Here is a 24,076-nt window from a genome sequence, read left to right as displayed (position 1 = left end):
CTACAAGGATTCGCCCATGAAAGCGTTCGGCAAAATCCTGGGTCTGGTACTTCTCGGGCTGTTGCTGATCATCGTGGCCCTGGGCTTTGCCCTGACCCACCTCTTCGATCCCAACGACTACAAGGAAGAAATTCGCCAGATAGCCCGCGACAAAGCCCACATCGAGCTGACGCTCAATGGGGATATTGGCTGGAGTCTGTTCCCGTGGCTGGGCCTGGAACTGCACGAAGCCAGCGTCGCCACCCTGGCCAATCCGACGCAGCCTTTCGCCGACTTGCAGATGCTCGGCCTGTCGGTGCGGGTCATGCCGTTGCTGCGCCGCGAAGTGCAGATGAGCGATGTCCGGGTCGAAGGCCTGAACCTGCGCCTCAACCGTGACAAGAATGGCCACGGTAACTGGCAGGACATCGGCAAGGCGCCCGCGTCCGCGCCAACCAAGGACGCGCCGACGCCGGTCGAGCAGCCCGCCCCACCGGCCAACGCACCTGCAGAAAAACCCGCGCAGCCAACGCGCCTGGACATCGACAGCCTGACCGTCAACAACGCCCGGGTCGAGTACACCGACGAACAGACGGGTAAACAGTTCACTGCCGAAAGTATCCAGTTGAGCACCGGCCCGGTCCATGACTCGACCAACATCCCGGTCACCCTCACGGCGTTCCTGTCGAGCAACCAGCCCGCCGTGCGCGTGCGCACCGAAATGACCGGCGAGCTGCGCTTCGAACGCGCCGTGCAGCGCTATCGATTCGAAGACCTGAAGTTGTCCGGCGAAGCCACCGGCGATCCGCTGCAGGGCAAGACAGTCAGTTTCGCAGCCCAAGGCCAATTGTCCCTGGACCGAGCGGCAAATGTCGCGGAATGGACCGGCATCAAGCTTTCCCTTAACCAGTTGCGCGCGTTGGGCGAGCTGAAAGTCAACGATCTCGACAAGACGCCGCAACTGAACGGCGGCATTTCGATCGCCCAGTTCGACCTCGCAAGTTTCGTCGACAGTGTCGGTCAGAAACTCCCGGCCATGGCGGAAGGCAGCCTGACCAAGGTCGAACTGGCGAGCCGCGTTGCAGCCACGCCAACCAGCGTCGAATTCAACGACATCAATCTCAAACTGGATGAAAGCAACTTCAGCGGCCGTATCGCCGTGGAGGATTTCGCCAAGCAGTCGCTTCGCGCGCAGCTCAAGGCCGACACCTTCAATGTCGATCGCTACTTGCCACCCAAGTCCGCCGAAGCCGACAGCGCCAAGGCAGCCCGTGAAGCGGAAGTCAGCAACACCGAGGCCAGCGCCATGGCCGGTGCTGGCAGCACCCCGCTGCCCAGCGCCCCGACCCAGGGCGCCTGGAGCAATGACCGGCTGTTCCCGGTGGAGCGCCTGAGCAAGCTGGATATCGATGCCGACCTGACCTTCGGCCAGCTGACCCTCGACAAGCTGCCGATCCAGAATGCCGCCCTCAAGGCCTCTGGCCAAGGCGGTCTGCTGACCCTGGAGAATCTGCGGGGCGACCTGTACAGCGGCAACTTCGAGGCCAAGGGCACGTTGGACGTCCGCCAGCCCACGCCACAGCTGGGCCTGCAAACCAAGATCAACCGGGTGCCGGCTGAAAAGATCATCGAAAGCCAGGGCAAGAATCCACCCGTCAAGGGACTGGTCACGCTCAACAGCGCAATAACCGCCAATGGCAACAGTCAGAAGGCCCTGATCGACAGCCTCAACGGCAACGCCGGATTCGTCATCAACGACGGCGTGCTGCTCAACGCCAACCTTGAGCAGCAATTGTGCAAAGGCATCGCCACGCTGAACCGCAAGACGCTCAGCGGCGAACCGCGAGGCAAGGACACGCCGTTCCGGCAGCTCAACGGTAACCTCACGTTCAACAACGGCGTTGCCAGCAACCCGGACCTGAAAGTGCGCATCCCCGGCATGACCGTCAACGGCAATGGCGACATCGACCTGCGCGTGCTGGGCATGGACTACCGCGTCGGGGTCATCGTCGAAGGCGACAAGAGCGACATGCCCGACCCGGCCTGCCAGGTCAACGAACGCTACGTCGACGTCGAATGGCCGTTGCGCTGCCGTGGCCCACTGGAGCTGGGTGCGAAGGCGTGCCGCCTGGACAACGACGGGCTGGGCAAGGTCGCGGCGAAACTGGCCGGCGATCGTCTCGGCGACAAGATCGACGAGAAGCTGGGCGACAAGGTCAGTCCCGAGCTGAAAGACGCGCTCAAGGGGCTGTTCAAGCGATGACATCCGAGCAGTTTTCCACCGCCGTACTGGATTGGTTCGACCGTCACGGACGCCATGACCTGCCTTGGCAACAAGGCATCACCCCCTATCGGGTATGGGTCTCGGAGATCATGTTGCAGCAGACCCAGGTCAGCACCGTGCTCGGTTATTTCGATCGCTTCATGGCCGCACTGCCCACCGTCGAGGCCCTCGCCGCCGCGCCGGAGGATGAAGTGCTGCACCTGTGGACTGGACTGGGTTATTACACTCGTGCACGCAACCTGCAGAAATCCGCGAAAATCGTTGTCGAGCAATACGGTGGCGAATTCCCCCGGGACGTGGAAAAACTCACCGAACTGCCGGGAATCGGCCTGTCCACCGCAGGCGCTATCGCCAGCATCAGCATGGGCCTGCGGGCGCCGATCCTCGATGGCAACGTCAAGCGGGTGCTAGCGCGCTTCACCGCCCAGGAAGGCTACCCGGGCGAGCCCAAGGTGGCGAAACAGCTATGGGCGACTGCCGAGCGCTTCACCCCACAGGATCGCGTCAACGCCTACACCCAGGCGATGATGGACCTGGGCGCCACACTCTGCACCCGCAGCAAGCCCAGTTGCCTGCTCTGCCCGCTGAAACAGGGCTGTGAAGCACACATGCTGGGCCTGGAAACCCGTTATCCGATTCCCAAGCCGCGCAAGGAAGTGCCGAAGAAGCGCACCTTGATGCCCATGCTGGCTAACCGCGAGGGCGCCATCTTGCTTTATCGCCGTCCTTCCACCGGTTTGTGGGGTGGATTGTGGAGCCTGCCGGAGCTCGACGACCTGGATGATCTGCAACATCTGGCCTCGCAACATGCCTTGGAGCTGGGCCAGCAACAGGCAATGCCGAGCCTGGTACACACTTTCAGCCATTTCCAGCTGGCCATCGAACCCTGGCTGGTCCGGGTCCGGGAAACCGGCCATCACGTGGCCGAGGCCGACTGGCTCTGGTATAACCTCGCCACCCCGCCGCGCCTGGGCCTCGCTGCCCCGGTCAAGACGTTGCTTGAACGCGCGGCCGCCGTATTGAACGCAGGAGAGTTGCAATGACCCGCACCATCATGTGCCGCAAGTACAAAGAACAACTGGAAGGCCTGGAGCGCGCACCATTCCCCGGCGCCAAGGGCCAGGACATCTACGACAACGTTTCGGCCAAGGCCTGGGGCGACTGGCAGAAACACCAGACACTGCTGATCAACGAAAAACGCCTGAACATGATGAACGCCGAAGACCGCAAGTACCTTCAAGGCGAGATGGAAAAGTTCTTTTCCGGCGAAGAATACGCCAAGGCGGAAGGCTACGTGCCGCCGTCCGAATAAGCCGTCCAGCGCGGGGGCGAATCGTAAGCGACGGTAATAATTAAATATTTTTTGATAACTCGCTTGACGCCCCCCTGAAAAACCCGTTTAATGCGCCCCGTTGCCCAGATAGCTCAGTCGGTAGAGCAGGGGATTGAAAATCCCCGTGTCGGCGGTTCGATTCCGTCTCTGGGCACCAAATACCGAAAACCCCGATCAAGAAATTGATCGGGGTTTTTTATTGCCTGTGATTTTCTTTCCTGTGGCCGGGCGACTCGGCTACATTCGTCCGCTCCCCTCCTCGCAAGCGAGTCGCCATGGATATCACCGGCATCCCCTTCGGCACCACCGATTGGTCAACGATCGAGCCCACCGAACATAAAGGCATCACCGGGACCGCCTATTGGCGCACGCAGCAATTCGGGAACATCCGGGTGCGGATGGTGGAGTACACGGCGGGTTACCTGGCCGATCATTGGTGCACCAAGGGCCACATCCTGTTTTGCCTCAAGGGAGAGTTGAACACCGAGCTCGAAGATGGCCGGCAATTTCTGCTCAAGCCAGGCATGAGCTACCAAGTGGCCGACCAGGCCGAGCCCCATCGCTCCTCGACCTCACCTGGGGCCACGCTCTTCATAGTCGATTGAGATTCGAAGCGTTCGCCATGAAGCTGTAGGATAAGCAGCCTTATTCATCAGGAATCCGACCATGTCATCGGCGAACAAGCAGCAGAAACGCAACCAGCGCGCCAAGGCGAAAGCCAAGAAGAACCGCATTCAGCGAGCTGCTGCGCCGAACGATTTCCTGGACCCGAACGACGAACGCATCGATCTGGAAACCGTGGACTTGTCGGATTTGTTCCGAATCATGAGCGCCGCCGAAAAGGTCAGTCAGCAGGCGATGTGCGAAGCATTCCTGGCGCACCCACTGCTGGCCCTCGTGCTGGAACAGGAAGGTGAGGAAGAAGCGACCGACTTCATCATTACCGCATTGATCGAATACCGTCGCCTGACCACCGGAGTCGACGAACAGGCCGCGCTGGATTGGGTGGAAAGCAAGCCATTCCAGGCCGATTACGTGGCTGCGTCCCAGGCGCTTACTCTAGGCCAGGACTGATCATCACGCCGCCAGCGCTTTCGCAATGAAAGCGTTGGCGGTGGATGACAATCTCTAAGGATCTTTTCCCACACGCCGGGTTAACCGATCTCAGGTCGCGTCAAAACCGTCCTGCACGAATCCGCGTCTTTTCCACCTAAGCAATCAGCCTCGTCTGGCATCATCGAAACTTGCTTTGAAGCATCCTTCTGGTCCGCCCCCCTCTCAATGGCTGGACACCTCGATGACCTCGTCACTGCCCCAGGAAGACCCGCAGCTCGCCCCCTTGATCAACGAACTCGGCGAGCTGATTCGCCAGGCACGCCAGAAAGTCCTGCGAGCCGTGGATACCCTCCAGGTCCAGACCTGCTGGCAGATCGGCCGGCACATCATCGAATTCGAGCAAGGAGGAGCCGAACGAGCGGTCTACGGAGCAAAGTTGCTGCCGTCTTTGGCGAAGGTGCTGACGGCGCGGTTTGGGAAAGGGTTTGATGAACGCAACCTGCGCCACATGCGGGACTTTTATCAAAAGTTTCCAATTTGGAACGCAGTGCGTACCGAATTGAGCTGGACTCATTACCGGACGCTTCTACGCATAGAACGCGACAGCACCCGCCATTGGTACATGAACGAAACCGCCACCCAAAACTGGTCCACCCGCGCCCTGGAACGCCAGATTGGCACGTTCTATTACGAGCGCCTCCTGGCAAGCCGCGACCGACGCGCGGTGGAGCAGGAAGCAATCACCAATATAGGGAAACTGGATTTTGGCCCCAGGGACATCGTCAGGGATCCGGTGGTCCTGGAATTCCTCGGCCTGCCCAACGCCGGCATGCTTCAGGAAACCGATCTGGAACAAGCCTTGATCGATCAACTCCAGGGCTTCCTTCTGGAGCTTGGCAAAGGTTTCGCCTTCGTTGCCCGTCAACAGCGCATCAGTACCGAAAGCAAGGATTTCTATCTCGACCTGGTTTTCTACAACTACGTGCTCAAGTGCTTTGTCATCGTCGACCTCAAGCGCGGCGAACTTACCCACCAGGACATTGGCCAGATGGACATGTATGTCCGGCTTTACGATGACCTCAGGCGCGGCCCCGACGACAAACCCACCGTCGGCATCATTCTTTGCGCTCAGAAGGATGAGTCGGTGGTGCGCTATTCCGTGCTGCAGGGAAACGAGCAACTGTTTGCCAGCCAGTACCAAACAGTGCTCCCCACCGAAGAAGAACTACGCCAGGCGCTGGATCGCGAACGGGTGAGATTGGTGCAAGGACCATCGGATGCGGCGACCTGAAAAATCAGAACGGTGCTGATGACCGCAGACTCGAAAAACCCATGTAACATTGATGCGTTTTTTTTCAGCAACGCGCCATTCAACGAGCTTCGTCCTGCATGCCACCGGTCACCCCTAACCCTTCGTTGATCCAGGCATTGCGGACTGAAACCGCTGAATTGCATGTTGCCCTGGAGAAACGCCTGCCGTTTTTCTCGCCACACTTGGACCTGGGCCTGTACCAACGCCTGCTCGCGGCCTACTACGGTTTTTATCAGCCGCTGGAGGAACGGCTTCACAGGTTGGCGCTGATTCCGAGCGGGCTGGATCAATCCCAGCGTATCAAGCTCCCCGTGTTACGCGCCGACCTCATCGCGCTGGGCATGGATGCTGCCGCTATCGAGGCGCTTCCTGTTTGCCGGGAGCTGCCGCAGATCGACTCCCGGGCAGCCGCCCTTGGCGTTTCCTATGTGCTGGAAGGGGCGACCCTCGGCGGGCAGATCCTGCGGCGCAGGGTGGCCGAGCAACTGGGTCTTGATGCGTCCAGCGGGGCGGCCTTTCTCAACGTCTATGGCGAACTCACCGGCCGGCGCTGGAAGGATTTCCTGCAGTACCTGGACGACAGGAACCTTGGCGAGGCGCAGACGCTCGAAGTCACACACGCCGCCAAGGCGACCTTTACTTATTTCGAACGCTGGCTGGACAGCCAAAAGGTATTGTCATGACCCCGGAAAACAAGGAAGTCTTCGAAGAACTGCTGGCCAATTGCGCAGACGAACCGATCCGCTTCCCCGGGGCCATCCAGCCTCATGGCGTGTTGTTGATGCTGTCGGAGCCCGACTTCACGATCCGCCAGGTCAGCGCCAACGTATTGCAGTTGATGGGCCACGATCCCCACAGGCTGTTGGGCCAGACGCTGGATGCGTTGTTGGGCCAGGAGCAGGCAGAGGCGATCCTCGCTGCCTGTCGCACCGCCCCGGAAAGCGACAGCGCGCCGGTGGCCATCGTCGCAAACCAGCAGCGCTTTGATGCCCTGGTGCACCGCCATCAGGGCGCGCTGATCGTTGAACTGGAACAACACCTGAGCGACTACCGTCCCGAGGGAGTCAGCGGCGAGGCCAACCTGGGCCGCATGCTGCAGCGCCTGCAAAGCGCAAAAACCCTCCAGGCCCTCTATGAAATCAGCGTGCGCGAAATCCAGGCCATGACCGGCTACGACCGCGTGCTGATCTATCGCTTCGAGGAAGAAGGCCACGGCCAAGTCATCGCCGAGGCCAGCGCGCCGTCGATGGAACTCTACAAGGGCTTGTTTTTTCCTGCGTCGGACATTCCGGAGCAGGCCCGTGAGCTGTACCGGACCAACTGGCTGCGCATCATCCCCAACGCCGACTATGCGCCGGTACCGCTGGTGCCCGAGCTGCGCCCCGATACCCAGGCGCCACTGGACCTGAGCTTTTCCACCTTGCGCAGCGTCTCGCCGATCCACCGTCAATACATGAAGAACATGGGCGTGCTGTCATCCATGAGCATCTCGCTGATGAAAGGCGAGCGTTTGTGGGGGCTGATCAGTTGCGGTAATCGCCAGCCGCTGCTTGTGCCCCACGAAATGCGCATGGCGTGCCAGACCATCGGCCAGATCCTGTCGCTGCAGATCAGCGCCATGGAAGCCCTTGAGCTGACCCGCCAACGGGACGCCAAGCTCGAAGATCTACAGGCGCTTGCCACCGTCATGGCCGAGTCCAGCGAAAACGTTTTCGACGGTTTGTGCCGCGAACCGCAACGACTGATGAACCTTACAGGTGCCCACGGCGTAGCGATTCTCGAAGACAACAAGCTGCATCGCCACGGCCAATGCCCGGAACCGGAGCAAATCCGCGAGTTGCACAAGTGGATCATGGAAACAGGCCAGCCGACCTTCTCCCACCACAAACTGGGCAGCGTTTTCGCACCAGCCAAGGCCTATCAGGATGTGGCAAGCGGCGTACTGGCGATTCATTTGCCCAAGCCCGTGGAAAATGGCGTGCTTTGGTTCCGCCCCGAAGTGAAGCAGACCATCAATTGGAGCGGCGACCCACAAAAACCCCTCGACCTGGAAACCAGCGAGGCCGGTATGCGCCTGCGACCGCGCACGTCATTCGAGATATGGAAAGTCGAGATGGACGGCATCAGCACCAAATGGAGCCACGGGGATCTGTTCGCCGCCAACGACCTGCGTCGCTCGGCCCTGGAAAACGACCTGGCCCGACAAGTGCGCAAGGAGCGCCAGGCGGTGCAAGCGCGCGATGACCTGGTGGCCGTCGTCTCCCATGACCTGCGCAGCCCGATGACGGTCATTTCCATGCTCTGCGGCATGATGCAAAAGGCCTTCAGTTCCGACGGTTCCCACAGTTCAAAGCGAATTGCCTCGGCCATCGACACCATGCAACAGGCCACCAGTCGCATGAACGCGTTGCTGGAGGATCTGCTCGACACCTCGCGCATAGACGCCGGGCGCTACACCATCCGTCCCAAGCCAACGGACGTCAGCCAGATATTCGAGGACGCGTGTTCATTGCTCTCGCCGCTGGCCTCCGCCAAGGCCATCGACATCTCTTTCCAGGCCGAACCCAACCTGAAGATCAACGCCGACCCGGAGCGGCTGTTCCAGGTGCTGTCCAATCTCATCGGCAATGCGATCAAATTCACGCCGCAACAAGGTCGCGTGGGCGTCAGCGCAATGTCGGTGGGCAATGAAATCGTGTTCAGCGTTCGCGACACCGGGGAAGGCATCGCGCCAGAACAGCTGCCTCATGTTTTCGATCGCTACTGGACCACCAAGGAAGGCAACCCCAACGGTACCGGGCTGGGGTTGTACATTTCCAAGGGGATTGTCCAGGCGCATGGCGGTAAACTGCATGCCGAAAGCCAGCCAGGCAAGGGCAGCGAATTCCGCTTCACCGTGCCGAAAATCGATTGAGCCGGGCACCGTCCCTTAACGAATTGGAAACCGAAGCCCAATGGCCTCACTGAACAAACAGCAGAAACGCGCCAAGCGTGCCAAAGACAAAGCCAAGCAGATCCGCATGACCGGGCGCAAGTCCATCCCCATGTATGGCGATCCGGCTCACGCCACCGCCCAGCCCCCCGTCTACGTGTTGGAGCTGTTTGCCAAGCTGCGCGAAGCCGAGGCCATCAGCCGTAGCGAGATGCTCGACACGTTGCTGGCAAACGTCAGCGAAATGATCATCGAGCGGCCAGGCCTGTTGGACCTGAAGAACGCCGAAAACGAAAGCATGGCCGCCACCAACCTGGCCGCCGACATGCTCGTCGACTACCGCATGTGGGCCGACGACATGGACCGTGAGACAGCACAGCGCTGGCTCAGCACGCCGGAGTTCATCAAGGATTTCAGCGAGGCGCTGGACCGTTATCGCCAATCGATGGAAACATCGGCCAGCGAATAAACCGGCCTGCTATTCACTGCTGTTCCAATGGAACACCAGATTGCGCGCGGCCCCGCTGCCTACCTCGGCGGTGTCGCGACGCTCTTCGCCGTTACGCGTCGCCACCACACTGTACCTGCCCGGTGGCAGTTGCACATACACCAGCGGCCCTGCATCGCTGAGCGTCAGCAATGTCTGTCCCGATGCGCTCTGCACGGTCACGTCCACGTCCGGGACGTACTTGTTCTCCGGGCCGATTGCAAAAGTCATGTGCAGGTTGTAGCCCTGGGCCTGCCCGATGGCTCGGGCTTCGTCCTCGCCGATACCGCCGGACAGGTAGGTGATACCGTTCTGCTGCATGGGTTGGACCTGGACGCCCGTGTTGTCGATAGGCGTGAGGTTGGTGGCGTCTAGCGCGAGGGGGAACAGCAGCATGCTGATGGCGATGAATGGCAATACTAAATATTGAATGGGCTTCATGGCGAGAACTCCAGGTCCTGGAAACAACTCACATGAGTCCTTCTTGGAGCACAGCCAGGCGTTAACGTTTAGATCGATTGGGACTAGCGATTAGGACGGATCGCAACAGGTATATCCCGTTGACATATCCCTTGATTCACCTATGCTTCCAATAGATTTATTGAAGGATCTTCAAATGGAACAAACTACCATTTTCATGAGCAACCGCAGCCAAGCGGTCCGGCTACCCAAGGCAGTGGCGATGCCAAGCGACGTCAAACGGGTAGATGTAGTCGCCATAGGCAGAGCCCGAATCATCACTCCAGCCGGCGAAGCGTGGGACAGCTGGTTCGATGGCGACAGTGCGACAGCAGACTTTATGGCAGAGCGTGAACAGCCTGCCGATCAGGAGCGTGAGTCTTTCTGATGATCAAGTTCATGCTCGATACCAACATTTGTATTTTCACCATCAAGAACAAGCCCCAGGTCGTTAGAGAAGCGTTCATTCGTCATCACGGCCAGCTTTGCATCAGCGCCGTCACGCTTATGGATTTGATATACGGTGCAGAAAAATCATCCGCACCAGAGAAAAACCTCAGCGTCATTGAAGGGTTCTGTGCACGACTTGAGGTCTTACCTTTTGGTTATGACGCCGCCGCACACACCGGAATGATCCGGGCGGAATTGGCCAAAATAGGCAAACCAATCGGCCCCTACGACCAAATGATTGCCGGCCACGCCCGTTCCCTCGGGCTGATCGTAGTCACCAATAATCTGAAAGAGTTTGAGAGAGTGCCCGGACTGCGTGTCGAGGATTGGACTCCCTTGGCTTTAAAGCCTTGATACGATCCAGCTCCAACGAGACTCTTGGAAATCATGGGATGTTCCAATGCGCTCTTGGATAACCTAATAGCGTTCTTGCAGGCGACGCTCATCCGGTTAACCCTTCCCACCCCCGCCCAAAGCTGGCACCATCGCGCCTTTTTTTACGCGACTCCCCGGGCATTTCGCCGATGTGCATGGTTCAAACAGCCGTTCGGTTGTTGATGGCGCGACAGTCTTCTGCGTCGATGCGACAACCTGTCACACATCATCGGCTTACCGTCCGAAGCGCTGTTGGCTGTCATTCGGACGCATGCTAGCTTGGCCGCCTCGCCAGGAAGGCTGCCAATAGCCAGGGAGCACATATCATGAGGACCGCACATGGCCCAGGCCACGCCCGCGCTTGAAATCCGCAACCTGCATAAACGCTACGGACAGTTGGAGGTGCTCAAAGGCGTCTCGCTGACCGCCCGCGACGGCGACGTGATCTCGATCCTGGGTTCCTCCGGCTCCGGCAAATCCACGCTCCTGCGTTGCATCAACCTGTTGGAAAATCCCAACCAGGGCCAGATTCTCGTGGCAGGTGAAGAGCTCAAGCTCAAGGCTGCGAAAAACGGTGAACTGATGGCCGCCGATGGCAAGCAGATCAATCGCATGCGCAGCGAGATTGGTTTTGTATTTCAAAACTTTAATCTCTGGCCGCACATGAGCGTGCTCGACAACATCATCGAAGCCCCGCGCCGAGTGCTCGGCCAGAGCAAGGCCGAAGCCATCGAAGTCGCCGAGGCCTTGCTGGCCAAGGTCGGCATCGCCGACAAGCGCCATGCCTACCCGGCCGAACTGTCCGGCGGCCAGCAGCAACGCGCCGCCATCGCCCGCACACTGGCGATGCAGCCCAAAGTGATTCTGTTCGACGAGCCGACTTCCGCCCTTGACCCGGAAATGGTCCAGGAAGTACTTAGTGTGATCCGCGCCCTGGCCGAAGAGGGTCGCACGATGCTGCTGGTGACCCACGAAATGGGTTTCGCCCGTCAGGTTTCCAGCGAAGTCGTGTTCCTGCACCAGGGCCTGGTCGAGGAGCAAGGATCGCCACAGCAGGTCTTCGAGAACCCGCTTTCGGCGCGCTGCAAACAATTCATGTCCAGCAACCGCTAACGGAGCCGTACCTATGCAGACCTACAGGAAATTTTTATTGGCTGCTGCCGCCAGCCTGGTCTTCTCGGCCAGCGCCATGGCGGCCGACAAACTGAAAATGGGCATCGAAGCGGCCTACCCGCCGTTCAACAACAAGGACGCCAGCGGCCAGGTCGTGGGCTTCGACAAAGACATTGGTGACGCGCTGTGCGCCAAGATGAAAGTCGAGTGCGAAGTGGTCACGTCCGACTGGGACGGCATCATTCCGGCCTTGATGGCCAAGAAATTCGATTTCCTGATTTCTTCGCTGTCGGTCAACGATGAACGCAAGCAAGCCGTGGACTTCACCGACCCGTACTACTCCAACAAGCTGCAATTCATCGCACCGAAAAACGTCGAATTCAAAACCGATAAAGAGTCCCTCAAAGGCAAGATCATCGGTGCACAGCGCTCGACCCTCGCCGGCACCTGGCTGGAAGATGAGCTGGGCAGCGATATCACCGTCAAGCTCTATGACACCCAGGAAAACGCCTACCTGGACCTGACGTCCGGCCGCCTCGACGCCATCCTGGCGGACAAATACGTGAACTACGACTGGCTGAAAACCGACGCGGGTCGTGCCTACGAGTTCAAGGGTGACCCGGTGGTGGAGGGCGACAAGATCGCCATCGCCGTGCGCAAGGGTGACAATGAACTGCGCAACAAGCTGAACGCAGCGCTCAAGGAAATCGTTGCCGACGGCACCTATAAAAAGATCAACGACAAGTACTTCCCGTTCAGCATCTATTGATACTGACGTGCCTGGCCGGTGCCCGCTCCTGCGCGGCGCCGGTCCTTAGCCAAGCCTGCCGCGATATGAACAAATACCCATGATGATCGACCTCTACGGATTCGGCCCGGCGCTTGCCGCCGGCGCGCTGATGACGGTCAAGTTGGCCCTGTCGGCCCTTTGCCTGGGGCTCGTGCTCGGCCTGCTCGGCGCCTTGGCCAAGACTTCCCCGTACAAGCCGCTGCAATGGCTCGGCGGCACCTATTCGACGCTGGTTCGCGGCATTCCGGAATTGCTCTGGGTGCTGCTGATCTACTTCGGCACCGTCAACCTGATGCGTGCCCTGGGTGAATATTTCGGCAACCCCGACCTTGCCCTCAGCGCCTTCGCCGCCGGCGTCATCGCCCTCGGCCTGTGCTTTGGCGCCTACGCGACTGAGGTGTTTCGCGGTGCGATCCTGGCGATACCCAAGGGGCACCGTGAAGCCGGCGTGGCGTTGGGCCTGTCGAAATGGCGGATCTTTACCCGGTTGATCCTGCCGCAGATGTGGCGCATCGCCCTGCCCGGCCTGGGCAACCTGTTCATGATCCTCATGAAGGACACCGCGTTGGTCTCGGTGATCGGCCTGGAAGAAATCATGCGTCACGCGCAAATCGGCGTGACCATTTCCAAGCAACCGTTCACTTTTTATATGGTCGCCGCGCTTATGTACCTGGGCCTGACGGTGATCGCCATGATCGGCATGCACCTGCTGGAACAACGCGCCGCCCGCGGCTTTGCCAGGAGCAACCAATGAACTGGGAAGTCATCATCAAATGGCTGCCGAAACTGGCCCAGGGCGCCACGCTGACCCTGGAGCTGGTGGCCATCGCCGTGATCGCTGGCTTGCTGCTGGCGATCCCATTGGGCATCGCCCGTTCATCGCGCCTGTGGTACGTGCGGGCATTGCCCTACGCCTACATATTCTTTTTCCGTGGCACGCCGCTGTTGGTCCAGTTGTTCCTGGTCTATTACGGGCTGGCACAGTTCGATGCCGTGCGCAGCAGCGCATTGTGGCCGTACCTGCGGGATCCGTTCTGGTGCACCACGGCCACCATGACCCTGCACACCGCCGCCTACATCGCCGAAATCCTGCGCGGCGCGATCCAGGCCATCCCCCGTGGCGAAATCGAAGCCGCACGAGCCCTGGGCATGTCGCGGCCCAAGGCGCTGCTCTACATCATGCTGCCCCGCGCCGCGCGCATCGGCCTCCCGGCCTACAGCAACGAAGTGATCCTGATGCTCAAGGCCAGTGCGCTGGCAAGTACGGTGACCTTGCTGGAGCTCACCGGCATGGCCCGCACCATCATTGCCCGGACCTACCTGCCGGTAGAAATCTTCTTCGCGGCCGGCATGTTCTACCTGCTGATGTCCTTCGTATTGGTGCAAGGCTTCAAGCAGCTGGAACGCTGTTTGCGCGTCGATGCCTGCCAAGGACGCTGAAGGCGACGTGCTGACGGGCGAGGCATTGCTCGCCCGCTTCACCGCGCTAGACGTTTTTCTCACCGCTCATCAGGCATTGTGGAAACCGCGTCCGTTCACCCATCTGCAACTGCCTTGGGAAACGTCCCATCCGAAATTGGCCCGATGGCTACGCCAGCGCTCGCTGGAAGCTGCGGAAAACGACCATCATCAACCGGGGTTGATTGAGGGCGCGCCAGCGCCATTCCCGGAGTTGGCCGCTATCTCCCGCACACTGAGCGCGGTCGCACAATTATCAGCCCGTGTATTGGAAGCGCCAAGCCATCGCCTCAATGTCGATGTACCCGGGCGCAAATGGCAGCAGATCGAAGCGTTCGCCAGCTGCCTGCACTTCACCACCCAACCGACCCATTGGCTCGATTGGTGCGCCGGCAAAGGCCACCTCGGTCGACGTCTACTGCGCGGCGAGCAGCAACTGACCTGCCTGGAATACGACCCAGCCTTGGTCGCCAGCGGCCAACGACTGAGCCAACGCCACCACCTGCCCGCCACACACTTGCAACAGGACGTGTTGGCGGCAGACGCAGACCAGGCGCTCCACTGCGAACACACACCTGTCGCCCTGCATGCTTGCGGCGACCTGCATGTACGCTTGATGCACCTGGCTAGTCGCGCGGGCTGTGCACAACTGGCTATCGCTCCGTGCTGCTACAACCGCATCAGCACCTCGGAATATCAGCCTCTGTCCGACGCCGCCAAAGGCTCTGCCCTACACCTGTCGCTCGATGATCTCAGCCTACCGCTGACCGAAACCGTCACCGCTGGCGCCCGTGTAAGAAAACAGCGGGACCAATCCATGGCCTGGCGCCTGGGCTTCGACCTGCTGCAACGACAAATCAGAGGGCACGACGACTACCTGCCCACCCCCTCCTTGCCCAGCGCCTGGCTGGAAAAATCCTTCGCCCAATACTGCACCGACCTGGCGGCCCTGAAAGACTTATCCACAGTCGGCACGCCTGATTGGACCACTCTGGAAGCAGCCGGCCATCAGCGTTTGGCCGAGGTGCGTAACCTGGAATTGGTGCGAGGCCTTTTCCGTCGGCCGCTGGAGCTTTGGCTGGTATTGGACCGGGCGCTTCTCCTCAATCAGAACGACTACGACGTCCGCCTTGGCACCTTCTGCGAAACACCTCTGACACCGCGCAATCTGCTGTTACTGGCAGAGCGTTAATGAGGCGAAACAGCCTGTGGATAACTCTGTTGATGAATTAAACCTGGATCCAAGAAAACCGCGATTTCTGGATCGAATCTTAGCTGGTCATTTTTTGTTCGCATGGATAAAAAACCATGAAAACAGCAGCTTGCAAGCAAACGGGAAAGCGGTCACAAAACAGAAAGATAACCCTCGCAGCGTCCTTTCGATTGTGCATAAGCGGCTGAGCAAACCAGCATAAAGGTTGGGTCTGGCGCCTTTTGCGCGCGGGCATCAAGTGCTTTGGCTTGCCTCGATTCAAGTCAGGCAACCGCACGCTACCAAGCCCCTCGCGCCCCGCCCAGCGGCGCCACATCCACCAGAACTGCAGCTCGTCTAAAAATAGTCAGAATTCAGGGGTTTACAGAAACTTCCCAATCGCTATAATCGTCGCCCACACGCCGGTATAGCTCAGTTGGTAGAGCAACTGACTTGTAATCAGTAGGTCCCGGGTTCGACTCCTGGTGCCGGCACCATACAAGGTTCCAGAGAAGGCTTTCAAAATCTCTGGAACCCCCGAAAAACCCGCCTTCTGGCGGGTTTTTTCGTTTTGGCGTTCCATCGGTTTCCGTCAGAAACTGGTGGATTCCAACCGTTTTAAGGGTAGAGTTTGGGATACAGGTCACTTCGATAAAAGGGAGTACCCTTATGTCGCGCACCACAGCTCCGCTCTCCGACGCAGCTTGCCGCCTGGCAAAACCTACAGACCGCGCCTACAAGCTTTTCGACGGCGATGGCCTCTACCTCCTAGTCCAACCCAATGGCCGCAAAGGCTGGCGGCTCCGTTACGTCAAACCCGACGGACGGGAAGGACTGACCTCGTTCGGCAACTACCCCGTCATTGGCCTCGCCGATGCGCGCCGCAAGCGCTTGGAGGTCAAGCGAATGCTGTCGGATGGCATTGATCCCATAGAGACCAAGCACCAAGCCAAGGCGGAAGCCGTGATCAAAGGCAGAACCTTTGAAAGCGTTGCGCTGGACTGGCACACGGAAATGTCGGCCAAGTGGGCGCCGGGCCACTCCAAGACTGTGATGAGCCGCCTCAAAACCCACGTATTCCCGCTGATCGGCGCCCGCGCCATTGTCGACCTCGACACCCATGACCTCATGCAGCCCTTGGAAGCGATCAAGAAGCGCGGAACGATAGACGTTGCTTTAAGGGTACAAAATTACCTGCAGAGCATCATGCGCGAGGCAAAACGCCTCCGGCTTATCACCATAAACCCTGCTTACGACCTCGAAGGCTCGATCAAGGCCCCGCGTGTGGTCCATCGCCCGGCTCTACCCTTATCGCGACTGCCGGAACTGCAGGAGCGGATCGACACCTATAAAGGCCGGGCACTTACCCGTCTGACGGTGATGCTGTCGCTGCATGTGTTTGTACGTTCCAGCGAACTGCGTTTCGCACGCTGGAGCGAGTTCGACCTCAAGCGCGGTACATGGGAGATACCCGACACTCGACCCGCGTTGGAGGGAGTACCCTTTTCCACAAGGGGTACGAAGATGGCAGGGGATATCCATTTAGTACCCTTATCGCCGCAAGCAGTGGCACTACTCGAAAAAATCCATGCACTCACGGGTAAATTCGCATTGGTCTTCGCAGGTGATGCCAAACCCTGGAAACCCATGTCCGAAAATACCGTGAACAACGCGCTACGGACGATGGGATACGACACCAAAATCGATATCTGCGGGCATGGGTTTCGTTCGATGGCCTGTAGCGCACTGATCGAGTCAGGACTGTGGTCCGAGACCGCCATTGAAAGGCAAATGAGCCACAAGGAACGCAACAACGTCCGCGCCGCTTACATCCACAAGGCAGAGTTCATCGAGGAGCGCAGGCTGATTATGAACTGGTGGAGCCGGTACCTGGAGGCCAACCGGCAGGAGCATGTGACTCCACACGAATTCGCAAACCAGACCGGAGCGAACGTCACTCGCCTAAAAGCAAAACGTGGCGCAACTGAGTAAGTGCTCGGTCTACATATATCAGTGGTCCGCTTGTCCACGCGGGTCCATCCAAACAGGGCTGCAAAGCCGCCCTGTTTGGATGGACCTCACTTAAAAAATCTAAAGCCCACGCAACTATCTGTGGAAAACCACTGACTTCCACCGGTGGATAATTTCATCCACAGCCGCAGAACGCCCGAAAATTCGAGCCTTGACCCGAATTATCCACAGGCGTAGAAAAGATCGGGCAAAGCGCTGTCGTTGACAGCAACCCAGGTAGCCAGAACCTTTAAGGCTACGCCACACCGTGGTGGTTCTCCCAAAGTGCGATTAGCGTCCGGCGGCTCGCACGGTCACAGCGATGTGATGGATGCCTACTTTTACCAGTGTGCCCACTGCGGCAACTCATCCCCTTTCATAGCTGCCCTGCAGCAACCTATCCGCTTGGCCATTTCCTTGCGCCAACCTGCGCCCGTCTCTTTCTTCCGGAAAGAGACGGGCGCTCCTACCGCTGCTGCAGCCCAACTCGTACAAGGCTTTGCGGCATTTCCCCTCGCGACAATCGGCGTGACAAACACCGAAGTCACCAGCAACAGCGATGCAGATGATGGTGCCGCAGCCCACGGAATGGACTGCACCTGACTGACAGTCAGGCATGCCCCGGTCATCGCATCACTGCCTTCACCTGACTCAGGATCTCGCGGCGCCGGTCTCGTCAGCCAGCGTAGCCTCCACCCGCCCACTTCTGCGGAAGTGTTCAGGAGGCCAGATCATGAGATGCCCAAGCTCCCGGTCGTAAAGAGCCGTCAGTCCCGCGTTAGTGGACAACCCTCACAGGTCGCAGGGGCCTTGATCCCTGATAACACTCAACATTCTTGGCGGGATGACGTGGGGAAAGTTTCAAAGGTTTTGGGTTCGAGAGGAGTTTGATCATGGCATTGGTAGGTAGACGGGATGGACGAAATTTTGGCTATGGCCGACAAATGAGTTATGCCGGGCCGCAGGCGCTACGTGATCTGTTTGGCGGCGGGCATTACGGCACGGTGAAGGCGCACGGTGATCGCTGGCAGGCGTTTGTGCGGTGGTGCCGGTCGGACGATGGGCCGGGGTTTAACGATGCGCGGCAGATAAATCGGCAGATCTTATTGGACTACGCCGGACATCTGCGCCAACAAGTTGACCAAGGTGAACTCGCCATTGCCACCGCGCAAAACCGGCTGTCCAGCGTGAACCGAACCATGGCCGCGCTTCGCGGTGATCAATATATGAAAGTGCCGAGCCCGAGCAAGGCGCTGGGAATGCGGCGCACCAGTATCCGGATCGTGCCGCCGCAAGGCCAAGACCGCGAACATGTGAAGCGGGTCGTAGAGGCGCTCTATGGACATCAGCAGTCGCGCGCAGCCGCTATCGCATTGTTGGCCCGAGCCACCGGTATGCGCTTACGCGAGACGATTTTGGCCGACCTTCCCCGTCTAAAACGTGAAGCAGAGCAATTCGGCAAGATCAACATCCAGGACGGTACCAAAGGTGGTCGTTCAGGCGCTTCAGCACCTCGTTGGATTACGGTAGATGATCATATTCGTGACGCATTGAGGTTTGCCGAACAGGTCTCGCCCGACGGTAGTCGCAACCTGCTTGCACCGAACGAACGCTACCTCGATTTCTTGCAGGGAATCGTCCGACCCGCACGGGACATCCTCCATAAGCACAACCTCGAAGGCTTCCACGAGTTGCGGGCAGCCTATGCGTGCGAACGCTATGAGCAAATCATCCAGCATCCTGCGCCCATCAACGGTGGCCGTTACTACCAACTCGACCGACACCTCGATCAGGAGGCCCGGGTGCAAATCAGCTATGAGCTGGGGCACCGTCGTACCGACGTACCGACGTAGTTTCAGCTTACATCGGGGGTCGAGCATGAGTAAGGCATTCGATATAGAGCTGTTCCTGGCGAGCGTCCTAACTGGATCTCATACCACACGCCAACGCCACCTGCGTCAGGCGAAGGCTATCCAAACAGCAATAGCTGATCGCTGGCAACGCGACAATCCATGGGCCTGGCAGCAAAAGCATCTCGCATGGTTTCTGGAAAACCACGTAGGGGACAGGAGTGAAGCCACGCGGTATTACTACAAGCTAACGATCAAGCGGCTGATCTACCGGCTCGGAAAGTCGTGGTCGTTACCTTAGAGCAAGATTGAGGCGCGGCTGGTTTTGCCGCGTTACTCAGCTGCCCCTCAAGTCATTGGCTATCCATTCTTGAGCGCGCAGATGCCCGATGAGTCCCGGCCAATATGCTGCACAGTAAGCTATCGATGAGGTTACACCCAATGCACTCAATAACGTCCATCGAACCATACGAGCAGGATTTCTTCGTCCACGAAATGGTGATGGTACGCTCACACAAAATTCGCTACTGTTGAGTTACCGCTCGTCTGGCGAATCACAAGGTGTAACCTCCATAGTGAGAGGCGACCAGCCTTAGAGACGTTGAGCTTAGCGGGTTTGCTTGAGTTAACCGGTACCTTGGGTTGCTGCAATGGCACCTGCGAAATGCACGTTGAGCACTTCACCTGGCCAGGAGGGCAAGGGACAATGGGAAATCAGCACGACCGGCAATTTCTCTTCGGAAACGATTTCCTATGACCAGAAAATTTAAGTGGACCAACGCATCGGTGCTGTCTTTTGCCGAGGGTGTTAGCCCAGTTGAGGCTATGGAAACAAAAGCCAGGAATTTGGTGCTCCGCGCTATGGATGATGGGTGGGGCGGCCCCCCTTTTGATCCGTTAGCTCTGGCGAAATGGCTAGGTATCCGAACCGAGGCGCGAGGCGACATACCTGATGCCCGTCTATTAGCTTCAGAGGACGGTGGAAGGCATCTCGAGTACAACCCCATGAGACCACGAGGCAGACTTCGATTTTCGATCGCTCACGAAATCGCTCACACGCTTTTTGATGATTGGGATCACGAGGTTCGTCACCGTAATGGAGATACTGCTACTCAGAAAGACAACTGGCAGCTCGAAGTTCTATGCAACATCGGTGCTGCTGAGCTCTTGATGCCGCTAGGAAGTTTTACGGAATTAGCAGGCGAAGAGTTATCCATCCAGAAGGTGATGGATGTCAGGAAGTCTTTTGACGTATCAGTTGAAGCCTGTCTTATTCGCTTAATAAAACTTGCACGCACCCCGTGTGCCGCTTTCTGTGCGTCCATGCACGATCATGAAACTTATCGCATCGACTACATCATCCCTGCGACAGGATGGGACTGCCCCCTGCCAGTGGGACAATCCTTTTCACACGACGGCCCAGTGGCCGAAGCGAGTGCAATTGGTTTTACCTCTGTAGGCCAAGAAGAAGTTTTGGGCTCAAACTATCGAGTTGAATGTGTTGGGCTAGCTCCCTACCCAGGACAAGTAGTACCACGTGTCGTCGGTTTTTTGACTCCATCACAACCGACAGACTACGAAGCTCTCGTGGTTACTGAGGTAGACGGGGACGCCCTCGTCCCGCGGGGTAGTGGCCCAAAATTGGTAGCTCACGTGATTCCAGACACTAGCTCTACCTGGGGAGGAAATGGTTTCGCTTCTCAGGTCCGCAAGAAATTCCCTCACGTATGGGAACAATTTCGTAGTGAGACTTGCGCACTAGATAAAACGCCTAAGCTTGGACAAGTCTTCGTTGCCAGAATGGGAGAAGGTATCAGCGTCGCCCATATGGTCGCACAGCGAGGCTACGGGGCATCGAAAGGTCAGCGACTCGGCTATGAAGCTTTTGCAAAGTGTTTGTCTGAAGTGCGCGTAAAAGCCCTTGAAATGGGCGCCACAGTGCATATGCCAAGAGTTGGGACAGGCCACGGGGGAGCTAACTGGGAAATAGTCAGAGAACTCATCACTGAAGAGCTTGTTGATAAGGGCGTTCCTACGACGATTTACCGGCTGCCGGTATAACCTTAACAAGACGGCCGACAGGGATGACGGATGAAGCATAGAGCGATTGTGTTATCGGGTCGAGTTTGCGCAGGTAAGTCAACACTTGCCAGCCTACTTACAACTCGCGCGAACGCGACTTTGATCAAGACGAAAGACTTGATTTACCAATTTCTACCGAAGACTAAACATACAAGGCGAGCCTGTCATAGTGCGGGAGTACGACTTGATCGAGACAGCAAAGGCAGCTGGATTTCTGATGCATTGAACGAACGGCTAATGAATGAGAAGGAATTAGGCCTGATCGTAGTTGACTCCGTTCGCACTGCTGCACAAATCGAGTATTTGAGGCACAGCGGATGGATTGTCACGCATGTTCATCTAGACGCCACCCCCAATACGTTGGCAGGTCGATTCTCTTCTCGCCCTGCCAACGAGGAGGGATTGACTTACGCACAAGTTGCCAATATCCCCACTGAAAAACATGCGGCAGATCTAGCCAGGGTCGCAGACGTGTTAATAGACTCGGATCGGTGCAACGCCGACGACGTCTATGCACGCGTGATCGCACGTATAGAGACCCGCCCTCTACTGACCTCTCCCGTTATTGATGTGCTTGTCGGGGGACAATATGGAAGCGAGGGAAAAGGAAATATTGCTCATTTTATGGCACCTGAATATGACGTTTTGGTGCGCGTAGGTGGGCCTAACGCGGGACACAAGGTGTACCGCTTCGATGAGGAGCCTTATACGTTTCGTCAGCTCCCATCCGGCGCCCTAGGCAACAAAGATGCAACACTTGTCATCGGCGCAGGTGCCGTAATCGGACTTGATGTACTTCTTAGGGAGATCAGTGAGCTCTCCATCAGTTACGACAAACTGTTGATTGATCCTCAGGCCATGATCATTAACGCCCATGATATTAGGTGGGAAGAAAAAATCCTCAAAAACGCTATTGGATCGACGGCACAGGGGATCGGCCGTGCAACGGCTAGAAAAATCCTGGGACGAACACCTGGTAGTAGCGTTAAAATGGCGAAAGATATCCCGGCGCTAAAACATTACCTTAGAGACACGGTTGAGTTTTTTGCAGGATGCTTATCCGGCGGAAAAAGAGTCATGCTGGAGGGGACTCAAGGAACATCGTTGAGCCTACATCATGGACATTACCCCCATGTAACATCACGTGCTACCACTGCAGCTGCTTGTTTGGCTGAAGCGGGTCTTTCGCCTCGTCATGTAAGACGAATCGTTATGGTGTGTCGAACCTATCCAATAAGGGTGGGCGACTCGGTTACAGGACAAACCTCTGGCTTTATGAGCCAGTTCATCGATTTCGCAGAAATCGCGCAACGATCAGGAATAAAGCTTGAAGAGCTAACTGGAGCCGAAGTCGGATCGGTTTCTCATCGTCCTCGTAAGGTGGCTGAGTTTGATTGGGCGCAGCTACGGAAGTCGCTACTACTGAATGGACCTACAGACATAGCTCTGACTTTTGCAGACTATTTAGGTGTGTCTAATCGCCGCGCGTATCGGTACGAGCAACTGACGGACCAAACCCTACGTTTTATTGAAGAAATTGAGAAAGTCAGCGGCATTCCTGTGTCTATGATTTCAACTGCATTCAACGAAAGAAATATCATCGACCGCAGAATGTGGTAATCGATTCGGAGATTTAATATGGATGTCGCCGCACTTATTAATAACTACCCTCGACTCTTCCACATGGCGGAAGAAGGTTCTTGGCCATCGATCAAAAAGCACGGTCTTTTGAGCACCGCCGCGGCTTTAGATCGCTATTCCATACAGGGAGCGAGCCGGCTAACGCTCGAAGAGGGACATCGCGCGGAGAAAGTTAAAGTCGGAGCTCCCGCAGATTTTATCGTATTACGAGATCAAAAACCTATGGAGCCATCCCGCTTGGCACGGGCATTGACCGATGGAACGACTCCAGCTGAATGGTACAAATTTTTGAACTCGAAGGTTTTCATGTGGGCTGAGGAAACGCGGCTTTTTAAACTGTTGAATGCTCGTGGCTATGGAAAGCTAACCCACGACGTGCTGACTATTGATACTGCTGCCTTGATGGCTCAGTACGAGAACGCAGTTTGGTTATGCCATATGAACTCAGGTAACACGTTCCCAATGTGGCATGCGCGTGGAATGGATACGTTCAAACGAATTGCGAACTATCCAACAAAAAAAAGATCTGAAGCGCCAGCAAAAAAAGTAGTCGAAGTTGTTGTGGATTACCATATCCCTAACATTGCTGACTTTGTAGTCGAAGTCAGGTCAATTCAAGGCAAGAACATTCTTGGAAATATTGCATTGTAAGGTTGGTGACCATGACGACCACAAAGAAACTAATAGTTCTTTTAAGCGGTCCAATCGCTGTCGGAAAGACATCGTTGCGCGAAAAATTGATTTCGGACTTTGATTTTCACACAATTCAATCGAGCACTTACCTTAAAGACCTGGCAACAACACGAAAAATTGACCCAACTAGACACAACCTTCAAGAGCTTGGTGACTCTCTGGACAGGGAAAGCAACTTTCGATGGATTGTAGACAACGTCGCATTGCCGCTAATAAGTTCAAATCCTAGCTATTCGCGATGGATCATTGACGCCGTCCGAAAACCTGAGCAAGTCGAGCATTTTCGCGACGCGTTCGGGGATAGCGTTCTACATGTTCATCTAACCTCTACGGAAGAGATTCTCGAATCTCGCTACAACGCACGGAAAAAATCAGAAAATAGCAGTGACAGAAACATCCCTTACAACGAAGTAACTTCACATCCAAACGAGCAGTGTTCACGCAGTCTAATTACTTTAGCCAATATAGTTATAGACACATCAAAGCTATCTCCGTTAGAAGCAGCCAACCATATCTGCAAAAAACTCAAAATAAATACAATAAACTAAACTTTCAAATACTCACTTTAACGAAAGTCAAG

Annotated in this window: 23 protein-coding genes, 2 tRNA genes and 1 pseudogene; 25 read left to right on the top strand and 1 reads right to left on the bottom strand. The window is 57.2% G+C overall.

Features of this window, described 5'->3' with window-relative positions:
* Positions 1 to 16 precede the first annotated feature (16 nt).
* From JMN22_RS14905 to JMN22_RS14860, 10 genes are all read left to right on the top strand, one after another.
* Positions 17 to 2,242, top strand: a complete 2,226-nt coding sequence (locus JMN22_RS14905) for an AsmA family protein (RefSeq protein ID WP_198797087.1) — start codon at positions 17 to 19, stop codon at positions 2,240 to 2,242.
* Positions 2,239 to 3,306: an A/G-specific adenine glycosylase gene (gene mutY / locus JMN22_RS14900; protein ID WP_198797086.1), complete on the top strand. Its 1,068-nt coding sequence runs from the start codon at positions 2,239 to 2,241 to the stop codon at positions 3,304 to 3,306. Before JMN22_RS14905 ends, mutY begins: the two co-directional genes overlap by 4 nt.
* Positions 3,303 to 3,575: an oxidative damage protection protein gene (locus JMN22_RS14895; protein ID WP_030141485.1), complete on the top strand. Its 273-nt coding sequence runs from the start codon at positions 3,303 to 3,305 to the stop codon at positions 3,573 to 3,575. Before mutY ends, JMN22_RS14895 begins: the two co-directional genes overlap by 4 nt.
* Before the next feature lie 102 nt (positions 3,576 to 3,677).
* A tRNA-Phe gene (locus JMN22_RS14890) sits at positions 3,678 to 3,753 on the top strand.
* A 118-nt stretch (positions 3,754 to 3,871) separates the two neighbouring features.
* Complete coding sequence (locus tag JMN22_RS14885; protein WP_030141486.1) at positions 3,872 to 4,201, top strand: DHCW motif cupin fold protein; 330 nt, start codon at positions 3,872 to 3,874, stop codon at positions 4,199 to 4,201.
* A 61-nt stretch (positions 4,202 to 4,262) separates the two neighbouring features.
* Complete coding sequence (locus tag JMN22_RS14880) at positions 4,263 to 4,670, top strand: hypothetical protein (protein ID WP_030141487.1); 408 nt, start codon at positions 4,263 to 4,265, stop codon at positions 4,668 to 4,670.
* A 223-nt stretch (positions 4,671 to 4,893) separates the two neighbouring features.
* Positions 4,894 to 5,943 carry a PDDEXK nuclease domain-containing protein gene (locus JMN22_RS14875; RefSeq protein WP_030141488.1) on the top strand — a complete coding sequence of 350 codons (1,050 nt, stop codon included), beginning with the start codon at positions 4,894 to 4,896 and terminating at the stop codon, positions 5,941 to 5,943.
* Positions 5,944 to 6,041: 98 nt separating this feature from the next.
* Entirely contained in the window at positions 6,042 to 6,647 is a 606-nt protein-coding gene (locus JMN22_RS14870; protein ID WP_030141489.1) for a biliverdin-producing heme oxygenase, read from the top strand.
* On the top strand, positions 6,644 to 8,878 hold the full coding sequence (locus tag JMN22_RS14865; protein ID WP_198797085.1) for an ATP-binding protein: 2,235 nt from the start codon (positions 6,644 to 6,646) through the stop codon (positions 8,876 to 8,878). Before JMN22_RS14870 ends, JMN22_RS14865 begins: the two co-directional genes overlap by 4 nt.
* Positions 8,879 to 8,918: 40 nt before the next feature.
* On the top strand, positions 8,919 to 9,365 hold the full coding sequence (locus tag JMN22_RS14860) for a hypothetical protein (protein ID WP_030141491.1): 447 nt from the start codon (positions 8,919 to 8,921) through the stop codon (positions 9,363 to 9,365).
* A gap of 9 nt (positions 9,366 to 9,374) precedes the next feature.
* Here JMN22_RS14860 and JMN22_RS14855 read toward each other — a convergent pair whose 3' ends face one another.
* Entirely contained in the window at positions 9,375 to 9,824 is a 450-nt protein-coding gene (locus tag JMN22_RS14855; RefSeq protein WP_198797084.1) for a carboxypeptidase regulatory-like domain-containing protein, read from the bottom strand.
* Between the two features lie 175 nt (positions 9,825 to 9,999).
* Between JMN22_RS14855 and vapB the strand changes: the two genes are divergently transcribed.
* The 15 genes and pseudogenes from vapB (at position 10,000) to JMN22_RS26855 (ending at position 24,044) form a co-directional block, all read left to right on the top strand.
* A complete protein-coding gene (gene vapB, locus JMN22_RS14850) occupies positions 10,000 to 10,230 on the top strand; it encodes a type II toxin-antitoxin system VapB family antitoxin (protein WP_030141493.1) in 231 nt (76 codons plus the stop codon).
* Positions 10,230 to 10,646 carry a type II toxin-antitoxin system tRNA(fMet)-specific endonuclease VapC gene (vapC, locus tag JMN22_RS14845; protein WP_198797083.1) on the top strand — a complete coding sequence of 139 codons (417 nt, stop codon included), beginning with the start codon at positions 10,230 to 10,232 and terminating at the stop codon, positions 10,644 to 10,646. Before vapB ends, vapC begins: the two co-directional genes overlap by 1 nt.
* Positions 10,647 to 11,006: 360 nt before the next feature.
* The gene (locus tag JMN22_RS14840; RefSeq protein ID WP_198797082.1) at positions 11,007 to 11,780 is read left to right on the top strand and encodes an ABC transporter ATP-binding protein; all 774 of its coding nucleotides are present in this window, start codon (positions 11,007 to 11,009) and stop codon (positions 11,778 to 11,780) included.
* A 13-nt stretch (positions 11,781 to 11,793) separates the two neighbouring features.
* Positions 11,794 to 12,549 (top strand): ABC transporter substrate-binding protein, encoded by a 756-nt coding sequence (locus JMN22_RS14835; RefSeq protein WP_030141496.1) that lies wholly within the window; start codon positions 11,794 to 11,796, stop codon positions 12,547 to 12,549.
* 79 nt (positions 12,550 to 12,628) lie between these two features.
* The gene (locus JMN22_RS14830) at positions 12,629 to 13,324 is read left to right on the top strand and encodes an ABC transporter permease (RefSeq protein ID WP_198797081.1); all 696 of its coding nucleotides are present in this window, start codon (positions 12,629 to 12,631) and stop codon (positions 13,322 to 13,324) included.
* Positions 13,321 to 14,010 (top strand): ABC transporter permease, encoded by a 690-nt coding sequence (locus JMN22_RS14825; RefSeq protein WP_198797080.1) that lies wholly within the window; start codon positions 13,321 to 13,323, stop codon positions 14,008 to 14,010. Before JMN22_RS14830 ends, JMN22_RS14825 begins: the two co-directional genes overlap by 4 nt.
* Positions 13,991 to 15,220 (top strand): methyltransferase, encoded by a 1,230-nt coding sequence (locus JMN22_RS14820; protein ID WP_198797079.1) that lies wholly within the window; start codon positions 13,991 to 13,993, stop codon positions 15,218 to 15,220. Before JMN22_RS14825 ends, JMN22_RS14820 begins: the two co-directional genes overlap by 20 nt.
* Before the next feature lie 421 nt (positions 15,221 to 15,641).
* Positions 15,642 to 15,717, top strand: a tRNA-Thr gene (locus JMN22_RS14815).
* A gap of 172 nt (positions 15,718 to 15,889) precedes the next feature.
* Positions 15,890 to 17,212, top strand: coding sequence for a tyrosine-type recombinase/integrase (locus tag JMN22_RS14810; protein WP_198797078.1), 1,323 nt, complete (start codon positions 15,890 to 15,892; stop codon positions 17,210 to 17,212).
* 911 nt (positions 17,213 to 18,123) lie between these two features.
* A pseudogene (locus tag JMN22_RS14805) lies at positions 18,124 to 19,112 on the top strand (integrase domain-containing protein).
* Positions 19,109 to 19,381: a hypothetical protein gene (locus JMN22_RS14800; protein WP_045121690.1), complete on the top strand. Its 273-nt coding sequence runs from the start codon at positions 19,109 to 19,111 to the stop codon at positions 19,379 to 19,381. The pseudogene JMN22_RS14805 and the gene JMN22_RS14800 overlap by 4 nt, the downstream one beginning before the upstream one ends.
* Before the next feature lie 452 nt (positions 19,382 to 19,833).
* Positions 19,834 to 21,141, top strand: coding sequence for an ImmA/IrrE family metallo-endopeptidase (locus tag JMN22_RS14795; protein WP_139646352.1), 1,308 nt, complete (start codon positions 19,834 to 19,836; stop codon positions 21,139 to 21,141).
* A 258-nt stretch (positions 21,142 to 21,399) separates the two neighbouring features.
* On the top strand, positions 21,400 to 22,782 hold the full coding sequence (locus JMN22_RS14790) for an adenylosuccinate synthetase (protein ID WP_198797077.1): 1,383 nt from the start codon (positions 21,400 to 21,402) through the stop codon (positions 22,780 to 22,782).
* An 18-nt stretch (positions 22,783 to 22,800) separates the two neighbouring features.
* Positions 22,801 to 23,454 (top strand): DUF7002 family protein, encoded by a 654-nt coding sequence (locus tag JMN22_RS14785; RefSeq protein ID WP_007952580.1) that lies wholly within the window; start codon positions 22,801 to 22,803, stop codon positions 23,452 to 23,454.
* An 11-nt stretch (positions 23,455 to 23,465) separates the two neighbouring features.
* Complete coding sequence (locus JMN22_RS26855; protein ID WP_198797076.1) at positions 23,466 to 24,044, top strand: AAA family ATPase; 579 nt, start codon at positions 23,466 to 23,468, stop codon at positions 24,042 to 24,044.
* The last annotated feature ends 32 nt before the right edge of the window (positions 24,045 to 24,076 follow it).

The organism is Pseudomonas sp. HB05 (assembly GCF_016756915.1).
Lineage (GTDB): Bacteria > Pseudomonadota > Gammaproteobacteria > Pseudomonadales > Pseudomonadaceae > Aquipseudomonas > Aquipseudomonas alvandae.
Note: the sequence above shows the minus strand (reverse complement) of the source record. Positions and strands in the feature narration are given on the sequence as shown.